6 protein-coding genes are annotated in these 8,840 nt (G+C 71.7%); 3 read left to right on the top strand and 3 right to left on the bottom strand.

The window, feature by feature from the left end; genetic code table 11:
• Positions 1-411 precede the first annotated feature (411 nt).
• A complete protein-coding gene (locus ACIGAN_RS20200) occupies positions 412-861 on the top strand; it encodes a PTS sugar transporter subunit IIA (protein WP_365099290.1) in 450 nt (149 codons plus the stop codon).
• Between the two features lie 79 nt (positions 862-940).
• Positions 941-2,611, top strand: coding sequence for a phosphoenolpyruvate--protein phosphotransferase (gene ptsP / locus ACIGAN_RS20195; protein WP_399859209.1), 1,671 nt, complete (start codon positions 941-943; stop codon positions 2,609-2,611).
• A gap of 69 nt (positions 2,612-2,680) precedes the next feature.
• Here the strand turns inward: ptsP and ACIGAN_RS20190 are convergent, their stop codons facing one another.
• Both ACIGAN_RS20190 and ACIGAN_RS20185 read right to left on the bottom strand, forming a co-directional pair.
• On the bottom strand, positions 2,681-3,571 hold the full coding sequence (locus ACIGAN_RS20190) for a hypothetical protein (protein WP_399859175.1): 891 nt from the start codon (positions 3,569-3,571) through the stop codon (positions 2,681-2,683).
• A 167-nt stretch (positions 3,572-3,738) separates the two neighbouring features.
• On the bottom strand, positions 3,739-5,706 hold the full coding sequence (locus ACIGAN_RS20185; RefSeq protein WP_399859172.1) for an acetoacetate--CoA ligase: 1,968 nt from the start codon (positions 5,704-5,706) through the stop codon (positions 3,739-3,741).
• A 212-nt stretch (positions 5,707-5,918) separates the two neighbouring features.
• On the opposite strand from ACIGAN_RS20185, the gene ACIGAN_RS20180 reads away from it, so the two are divergent.
• The gene (locus tag ACIGAN_RS20180) at positions 5,919-8,291 is read left to right on the top strand and encodes a glycoside hydrolase family 31 protein (protein ID WP_399859169.1); all 2,373 of its coding nucleotides are present in this window, start codon (positions 5,919-5,921) and stop codon (positions 8,289-8,291) included.
• Here the strand turns inward: ACIGAN_RS20180 and ACIGAN_RS20175 are convergent.
• Entirely contained in the window at positions 8,288-8,821 is a 534-nt protein-coding gene (locus ACIGAN_RS20175) for an NUDIX domain-containing protein (RefSeq protein ID WP_399859167.1), read from the bottom strand. The two genes, ACIGAN_RS20180 and ACIGAN_RS20175, sit on opposite strands and share 4 nt — an antisense overlap.
• Positions 8,822-8,840 lie beyond the last annotated feature (19 nt).

The following is an 8,840-nucleotide window of genomic DNA, read 5'->3' as shown; positions in this document are numbered from 1 at the left end:
CTGGCGTTGACTTTTGGCACGCTGTTGAGTTCTCAAGGAACGGTCGCTTCCTTTGTACTCACCCTCTCGGGCTTTCCTCCGGGCGCTTCCCTTCGCTGTTCCAAACTCTATCAGTGTTTTTCCGGCCCCCCGACCACCGTCCTGCAGGCATGCAGAAGGCGACCCAGAGATAGGATCTGACAAGTTGGATGCTGCCGGGCCGAGACGCGGACTCGCGTCGGCCAGCCCCGAGCAGGAGTACGACTGTACACGCGGCCGCGGAGCGGGTGCAAATCGATATGCGGTATGGTCTAGACCACTTCGGAGTGCTCGCGCGGAACCGGCACTTCAGGTGACTTACGCTGCTGAACAGTGTGCCGTCCGGTACCTACAGGGACGGCCCTATCGATCTCCATCCCTGGGAGGCTTCCCATGACCACCGTGACGTCCCCGCTCGCTGGACGCGCCATCGGACTGGCAGCCGTGCCGGATCCGGTCTTCTCCCAGGCCATGGTCGGCCCGGGCACGGCCATCGACCCCGTACGTGAGCCCTCCGAGGCCGTCTCTCCCGTGGACGGCGTCATCGTCTCCCTGCACCCGCACGCGTTCGTCGTGGTCGACGAGAGCGGACACGGCGTGCTCACCCACCTCGGCATCGACACCGTGCAGCTCAACGGCGAGGGCTTCGAGCTGCTGGTGAACAAGGGCGACACCGTCCGTCGCGGGCAGGGCGTCGTGCGCTGGAACCCTGCCGCCGTCGAGGCCGCCGGCAAGTCCGCGGTCTGCCCGGTCGTGGCGCTGGAGGCCACGGCGGAGGCCCTCTCCGAGCTTCGCGACAGCGGCGATGTGAAGGCCGGCGACAGCCTCTTCCTCTGGAAGTGACGGTCCATGCCGTCCTGTGACGGCGAGTACGACAACCACCGCGGCGGCGGGACCCGCCGCACTATCGGAGACGGGTGAGATGGAGACAACGCTGCGAGGCGTCGGGGTCAGCCACGGTGTGGCGATCGGCGAGGTTCGGCACATGGGAACGGCGGTGCTCGAGCCGCCCGCGAAGCAGATACCCGCGGAAGAGGCGGAGCGTGAACAGGGGCGCGCCCGCAAGGCCGTGGAAGCCGTGGCCGCCGACCTGATGGCGCGCGGCAATCTCGCCGGGGGCGAAGCCCAGGCGGTGCTCGAGGCGCAGGCCATGATGGCTCAGGACCCGGAGCTGATGGCCGATGTGGAGCGCCGGATCGCCGTCGGCAGCACGGCCGAGCGTGGCGTGTACGACGCCTTCGCCTCCTACCGCGAGCTGCTGGCGAACGCCGGTGAGTACCTCGCGGGCCGCGTGGCCGACCTCGATGACGTGCGGAACCGTATCGTCGCCCGGCTGCTGGGCGTCCCCATGCCGGGTGTGCCCGACAGTGACGAGCCCTACGTTCTGGTCGCCCGTGATCTCGCGCCCGCCGACACGGCGCTGCTCGACCCGACTCTGGTGCTCGGTTTCGTCACCGAGGAGGGCGGTCCCACGAGCCACAGTGCGATCCTGGCGCGGGCGCTCGGCGTTCCGGCCGTGGTGGCACTGCCGGGTGCCGGTGAGCTCGCCGAGGGCACGATGATCGCCGTCGACGGCAGCACGGGTGAGATCTTCGTGGAGCCGAGCGACGAGAGGAAGGCCCAGCTGGAGGCCGCGGCGGCTGAGCGGCGGGCGGCGCTCGCCGCTTCGACGGGTCCGGGTGCCACGGCGGACGGGCACAAGGTGCCACTGCTGGCGAACGTCGGCGGCCCTGCCGATGTGCCGGCCGCCGTCGAGGCCGGTGCCGAGGGGGTGGGCCTGTTCCGTACCGAGTTCCTGTTCCTGGACGACAGCAAGCAGGCGCCGTCCGAGGAGAAGCAGATCGCCGCGTACCGGCAGGTGCTGGAGGCGTTCCCCGAGGGGCGTGTCGTGGTGCGGGTGCTGGACGCCGGGGCCGACAAGCCGCTCGACTTCCTGACGCCGTCCGACGAGCCGAACCCCGCGCTCGGTGTGCGGGGGCTGCGGACCCTGCTCGATCACCCGGAGGTGCTGCGCACGCAGCTGACGGCGCTCGCCAAGGCCGCGGAAGGGCTTCCGGTCTACCTCGAGGTCATGGCCCCGATGGTGGCGGACCGTACGGATGCCCGGGCTTTCGCGGACGCGTGCCGTGAGGCGGGGCTGCGGGCGAAGTTCGGCGCGATGGTCGAGATCCCGTCGGCCGCGCTGCGGGCCCGGTCGATCCTGCAGGAGGTGGAGTTCCTGTCGCTGGGGACGAACGACCTCGCGCAGTACACCTTCGCCGCCGACCGTCAGGTGGGTGCGGTCTCCCGGTTGCAGGATCCGTGGCAGCCCGCGCTGCTCGACCTGGTGGCGCTGTCCGCCGAGGCGGCGAAGGCCGAGGGCAAGAGTTGTGGTGTCTGCGGTGAGGCCGCGTCCGACCCGCTGCTCGCGTGTGTGCTGACGGGTCTGGGCGTCACCTCCCTCTCCATGGGTGCGGCGTCCATTCCTTACGTGCGGGCGACGCTCGCGAAGTACACGCTGGCGCAGTGCGAGCGTGCCGCTGCGGCGGCGCGCGCGACGGACAGCGCCGAGGACGCGCGGAGTGCGGCGCAGGCCGTGCTGTCGGGCGAGTAGGTCCGGCCGGGCCGGCTGACGGTTGCCCAGGAGGGGCGCTCCACCACGGTGGAGCGCCCCTTCGGCGTTTCAGTGGTGGTGCCCCCCAGCGGGTTTCTCCTCCCCGAGGTCGGGCGGTCGGCAGTAGTCGACGTTGGATTCCGGGGAGATGAGGTCGCCGGATTCGATGTCGGTGCAGTAGGCGTCGAAGACCTCTGCCGCGGTGAGGGGGTGGAGTCCGTAGGAGCGGAGCCGCCAGCCGTAGACGCGGTCGGGGGTGCCGGGGGCGCTGACGCGGATGACGAGTCCGCCGGGGCTTTCGGTGGCCAGGCCGAGGGCCAGGACGGTGGTGAATTCGAGGGCTTCGGCCTCGTCGAGTTCCGTGGTCCCGCTGGTGTCGGTGGTGTGGAGGGCGGCGACGAGGGTTTCGGGTGGTCCGGTGACGCTGCAGACCAGGTGCCGGTTTCCGGGAGGGGCCGTGTCGAGGATGCGGGCCAGGAGGTCGGAGGCTCGGGTGAAGGCGGCGCGTCCGATGTCCTCGCCGCAGGAGGTGCAGGGGCCCAGGCGGGCGAGGAGTGTCGTCGCGTACTCCCAGGTGGCCTGGCGGACGGCCTCGTCGACCAGGGCCGCGAGGAGGTCGGCGAGCGGCTGGCCCTCGTACGGGAGGGTCGGGCCGGTCAGCGCGAGGTGTGCCGTGAAGCGGGTGCGGCTGGACGGCAGGTCGGGGTCCAGGGTTTCGCGTCGGCAGAAGTCGGCGTAGTCCTCGGGGTCGAAGAGGGCGACCGTGGTGTGGCTGCCTTGCAGGGCGCGTGTCCTGAGGAGGCCCTCGACCTGTTCGAGGTAGGTGTCGTGGTCGGCGAAGGTGAAGGTGCGGTAGCGCCGCATGGCCCGGAAGTCTTGCTCGTCGGTGAGCAGGCCGATGGTGCCGGCGATTTCGCGGCGCAGGACGCGTCGCATGGTCCGGCTGTCGGTGTGCGCCATGTGTTTCCCCCTGTGCACGGTCGATCAATGCTCACTCACAGTAACCGGCGGCACTGACAATCAGGGAAGGCGAGCGATCCCGCGGGCGGGAGAAGGGGGCGAAGGCGCAGGTCACGACGGGTTCCGTCGCGACCTGCGCCTGAAGTGCCGGTGACAGGGAGTGCGGGTCAGGCCCGTTTGCGGGCCAGGTCCTCGTAGAAGCCCAGCAGGTCGAGGTTGTCGATGGAGCCCGGGTTGACCGCCTTCTCCAGGGGGGTGCCTTGGAGGAGGCGCTTGACGGGGACCTCGATGCGCTTGCCGGTGAGGGTGTGCGGGATGCCGGGGACCTCGATGATCTCGTCGGGGAGGTGCCGCGGTGACAGTTGCTCGCGGATGGTGCGCTTGATGCGGTCGAGCAGGTCTTCGTCGAGGGTGGCGCCGGGGGCCAGGTGGACGAAGAGGGGCATCCAGTAGCCGCCGTCGGGCTGCTCGATGCCGATGACGAGGGATTCCTTGATCTCGGGGAGGCGCTCGACGGCTTCGTAGATGTCGGCGGATCCCATGCGGACGCCCTGGCGGTTGAGCGTGGAGTCGGAGCGGCCGTGGATGATCACGGAGCCGCGTGAGGTGACGGTGATCCAGTCGCCGTGCCGCCAGACGCCGGGGTAGGTGTCGAAGTAGCTGTCGTGGTAGCGACTGCCGTCCGGGTCGTTCCAGAAGTGGATGGGCATCGACGGCATGGGGTTGGTGACCACCAGTTCGCCGACCTCGTCGATGAGCCGGCTGCCGCTCGGGTCCCAGGACTGCAGGTCGGTGCCGAGGCAGGCGGCCTGCAGTTCTCCGACGTGGACGGGCAGGGTCGGTACGGCTCCGGCGAAGCAGGAGCACACGTCCGTGCCGCCGCTGACGGAGGCGATCCACAGGTCGTCGCGGACCTCGTCGTGGAGCCAGCGGAAGCCGTCGGGCGGCAGGGGCGAGCCGGTGGTGGCGACGCACTGGACGGAGGAGAGGTCGAAGTCGCGGGACGGGTGCACGCCGGCCTTGCGGCAGGCCATGACGTAGGCCGCGGAGGTGCCGTAGAGGGTGGCCTTCGTGCGTTCGGCGATCCGCCACTGGGCGCCGGTGTCCGGGTATCCGGGGCTGCCGTCGTAGAGGACGATCGTGGTGCCGGTGAGGAGGCCGGAGACGAGGAAGTTCCACATCATCCAGCCGGTCGAGGTGTACCAGAAGAAGCGGTCCTCGGGGCCCAGGTCGCAGTGCAGGCCGAGCTGTTTGAGGTGCTCGACGAGGATGCCGCCCTGGGACTGGACGATGGCCTTGGGCAGGCCGGTGGTGCCGGAGGAGTAGAGCACCCACAGGGGGTGGTCGAAGGGCACCTGCTCGAAGACGGGGTCGGTGTCCGCACAGGTGAGGGCCGACCAGTCCAGGGCGCCCTCGGGTGCGTCGGTGCCGAGGAGGGGGATGTGCACCACGGCGCGCAGGGTGGGCAGTTCGCTGCGCAGTTCGGCGACGATCTCGCGGCGGTCGTGTTCCTTGCCGCCGTAGCGGTAGCCGTCGACGGTGAAAAGCACCACGGGTTCGACCTGCTGGAAGCGGTCGAGGACGCTGCGGGCTCCGAAGTCGGGGGCGCAGGAGGTCCAGACACCGCCGACGGCGGCCGTGGCGAGGAGGGCGACCACGGCCTGCGGGATGTTGGGGAGGTAGCCGCTGACGCGGTCTCCGGGGCGGACGCCCAGGGCGCGCAGTTCGGCGGCCAGGGAGCCCACCTGGCGGCGCAGTTCCGCCCAGGTGACGGGGCGCGGTTCGTGGGTCTCGTCGACGTGGAGAAGGGCGGGTTCGTCGGCGCGGTCGGCGGCGGCGCGCAGGGCGTGTTCGGCGTAGTTGAGGGTCGCACCGGGGAACCACTGGGCGCCCGGCATGGCGCGGTCGCCGAGCACGCGCGCGTAGGGGGTCGAGAAGCGGACGTCGAACCACTCGGTGACGGCCGTCCAGAAGGCGTCCAGGTCGTCGACGGACCAGCGTTGCAGGGCGGCGTATCCGCCGTCGGCGGGGGCGCCGTGGTGCTCGGCCGCCCAGGCCTGGAACCTGGTGATCCGTGCCCGTGCGATGCGCTCGGGGTCTGGCTGCCAGAGCGGCTGAGGACTTTCGGTCGGCATGGTCGGCTCCCGGACTGTGCGCGTCGTGTGCGTCCTCCGCGCACGAGCTGGGGTGTGCGCGTGACGCGGCTGGGACGGACAATGCCATGTGATCGACTTCCACACCAGGGCGCGCCCCACATAGTCCGTGTCGTGAAGATGTGGTCTTGGCACGGGTGAACGGCAGTTGAACGACACGCTCTCGGGCGGCGGTCAGTGGCAGGGTGAGCAGCATGAACGGTCGTGACCTGGTGCGTTCGGTGAAAGCGGTGGCTTCGGTGGGGGCGGCGCAGGGTGTGCGTACCGTACGAGCAGCGTGGCGCAGGCGGCGGGCCGACGCCACCGGGTTGCCGGTGCGGGGGGCGGAGCGGGCGCGGGTGCCCGGTCCGGTGCGGGAGGCGGAGCCGGGGCCGGGAGGCGGTGTCCTCCGGTTCAGCCGGTCCGACCTGCGGATTCTCGTCGCGGTGAACGGTGCGGTCTTCTGGGGCTGGGACGGTGCGGAGCCCGAGCCGTCGTACGCGCTGGCCGGGCGCTGTCCGGAGCCGGATCCCCGGGCGGTGCTGGAGCCGGACAAGGACGGCGGCTGGCGCGTGGTGGCGGAGCGGGTGACGGTCGTGGTCTCGCGGCTCGGTGCCGTCGAGGTGCGCACGCCCGGCGGTGTGACGCTGCGGCGTGATCTGCCGCCCCGGTGGTGGGAGCCGGTCGACGGCGGGCCGGCGCGGTGGATGCAGCGGTCGGAGGTGGCCGCCGACGCGCGGTTCTTCGGGCTGGGCGGGCGGGCGTCGGGTCCGCGGCTGCCGGACGGCACGTACCGGCTGTGGAACACCGACCCCGGTCATGCCTTCGGGCCCGGTGACGACCCGCTGTCCATCACGATGCCGGTGCAGCTGGTGGTGGCCGACGGCGGTACGCATCTGGTGTTCCACGACTGCACGTGGGACGGCACGGTGATCCTGCGCGAGGGTGAGGAGGGCGCGGGGTCCGGGCACGACCGGGCCGGGTCGAGCGAGCTGCGGATGGACGGCGGTCCCCTGCGCTGCTGGGTGATGGTGGGCACCCCCGCGCGCGTGCTGCTCGCCTGGGCGTCGCTGACGGGGGCTCCCACGCTGCCGCCCGTGTGGGCGCTGGGCCATCATCACGCGCGGTGGGGGTTCGGCGGTGAGCAGGAGGTGCGCCGGATCGTCGCGGACTACGTGGAGCACGGTCTGCCGCTCGACGCGCTGCACCTCGACATCGATCACCTGGACGCGCATCAGGTGTTCACGGTGGACCAGGACCGTTTCCCGAAACTGAGCGTCCTGGCGGAGGAGCTCCGGCGGGACGGGATCCGGCTGGTGTCGATCGTCGGCCCGGCCGTCAAGGCCGTCCCCGGGAACGCCGTGTACGACGGCGGGACGGCTGGGGACGCGTTCGTACGGGACGCGTCCGGGGCGGTCGTGGAGGGGGTCGCGTGGCCCGGGGAGGCGGTGTTCCCCGATTTCACGCACGCGCGTGTGCGTGCCTGGTGGGGCGGTCTCTACGAAGAGCGGCTCGCGCAGGGGTTCGCGGGGTTCTGGCACGACATGAACGAGCCCACGTCGTTCTCGGCCTTCGGGGAGTCGACGCTGCCGCGGTCCGCCCGGCACGCCCTGGAGGGGCGGGGCGGGGACCACCGTGAGGCGCACAACGTGTACGCGCTGTGCATGGCCAGGGCGGGGTTCGAGGGGGTGCGCGGGCTCGCCCCCGAGGAGCGGCCGTTTCTGTTCTCGCGCTCCGGGTGGGCCGGGATGCAGCGCTACGGCGGGACCTGGTCGGGGGACGTGGCGACCGGCTGGCCCGGTCTGCGGGCGTCCCTGGCGCTGGTGCTGGGGCTCGGGCTGTGCGGTGTCCCGTACTCGGGTCCGGACATCGGGGGGTTCGACGGGGATCCGTCGCCGGAGCTGTATCTGCGGTGGTTCCAGCTGGGCTCCCTGCTGCCGCTGTTCCGTACGCGCGCGAGTGCCCGGGCGGGGCGGCGCGAGCCCTGGGAGTTCGGTCCCGACGTGCTGGAGCACGCACGCGTGGCGCTGATGGAGCGCCGCCGGCTGCTGCCGTACTTCGTGACGCTGGCGCATCTGGCGCGCCGTACCGGGGCGCCCTATGTGCGGCCGGTGTGGTGGACGGCGCCGGAGGACCGGGCGCTGCGCGACTGCGGGGACGCCTTCCTGCTGGGCGACTGTCTGCTGGTGGCGCCGGTGCTGGACCCGGGCGCGACCCGGCGTGCGGTGCGGCTGCCGCGGGGGCGCTGGTTCGACACGCTGACGGAGCGGGCGTACGAAGGGCCGGCGCAGGTGGTGGTCGAGGCGCCGCTGTCGCGGATCCCGGTGTTCGCGCGCGCGGGTGCCGTTCTTCCCGTCCGCGGGGAGGACGGCGGCCTCGAGCTGGAGGTGTGGGCGCCCGCCCGGGGGCGGACCGGGGGCGGGCTGGTCGTGCCGGACGGGGGCGAGGGGTGGGACGAGCCGGAGATCGAGCGTTACACCGCTCGGTGGAGGGGCGCGCGGGTGGTCGTCGAACGCGAGGGTGAGGACGGCGGGAACGAGCCGCCCCACCCCGTGCGCGTCCGCGGCGCCGGGGAGCGCCCGGTCTAGTAGCGGCCCTCGAACCAGGCTCGTACGGCCACGGTGTGCAAGGGGAAGGCGAGTTCCTCGGGCCTACGCAGGAGGTGCCAGCCCTCCGTCTCGTCCGTGGCGGTGGAGGACGGCAGGCCCTCGGCCGGGCGTTCCGGGAGGAGACCGAAGAGCAGCAGGTGCCCGTCGGGCGAGCTCATGGCGTCGACGAGGCGGACGTCCCGGCCGGCCGCGTCGATGCCGGTTTCCTCCTTGAGCTCCCGCACGACGGCCTGCCGCCAGTCCTCACGGTCGTCGATGTAGCCGCCGGGCAGGGCGATGCCCCCGCGCGCGGGAGCCACGGTTCGGGTGATGACGACCAGGGCGGTGCCCTTGGTGTCGTACACGGGCTGGAGGGCCACCGCGACCGGGAGGGGGTTGCGGTAGGCCACGGCGCCGCACGCCGGGCAGGTGCGGGGCCAGCCGGAGACGCCCTCTCCGTAGGGCGCGCCGCAGCTCGAACAGTGGGAGTTCGGCGCGGAGTTGGTCATGGAGTGCTGAGTTTCGGACACGCGCGGACTGTAACCGATC

This window comes from Streptomyces sp. NPDC085931, assembly GCF_044540565.1.
Lineage (GTDB): Bacteria > Actinomycetota > Actinomycetes > Streptomycetales > Streptomycetaceae > Streptomyces.
This window is presented reverse-complemented; position numbering and strand designations above follow the sequence as displayed.

Bases quoted from the DNA above. Each gene is read 5' to 3' on its own strand.
- ACIGAN_RS20200 (WP_365099290.1), top strand. From the start codon at position 412: ATGACCACCGTGACGTCCCCGCTCGCTGGACGCGCCATCGGACTGGCA.
- ptsP (WP_399859209.1), top strand. From the start codon at position 941: ATGGAGACAACGCTGCGAGGCGTCGGGGTCAGCCACGGTGTGGCGATC.
- ACIGAN_RS20190 (WP_399859175.1), bottom strand. From the start codon at position 3,571: ATGGCGCACACCGACAGCCGGACCATGCGACGCGTCCTGCGCCGCGAA.
- ACIGAN_RS20185 (WP_399859172.1), bottom strand. From the start codon at position 5,706: ATGCCGACCGAAAGTCCTCAGCCGCTCTGGCAGCCAGACCCCGAGCGC.
- ACIGAN_RS20180 (WP_399859169.1), top strand. From the start codon at position 5,919: ATGAACGGTCGTGACCTGGTGCGTTCGGTGAAAGCGGTGGCTTCGGTG.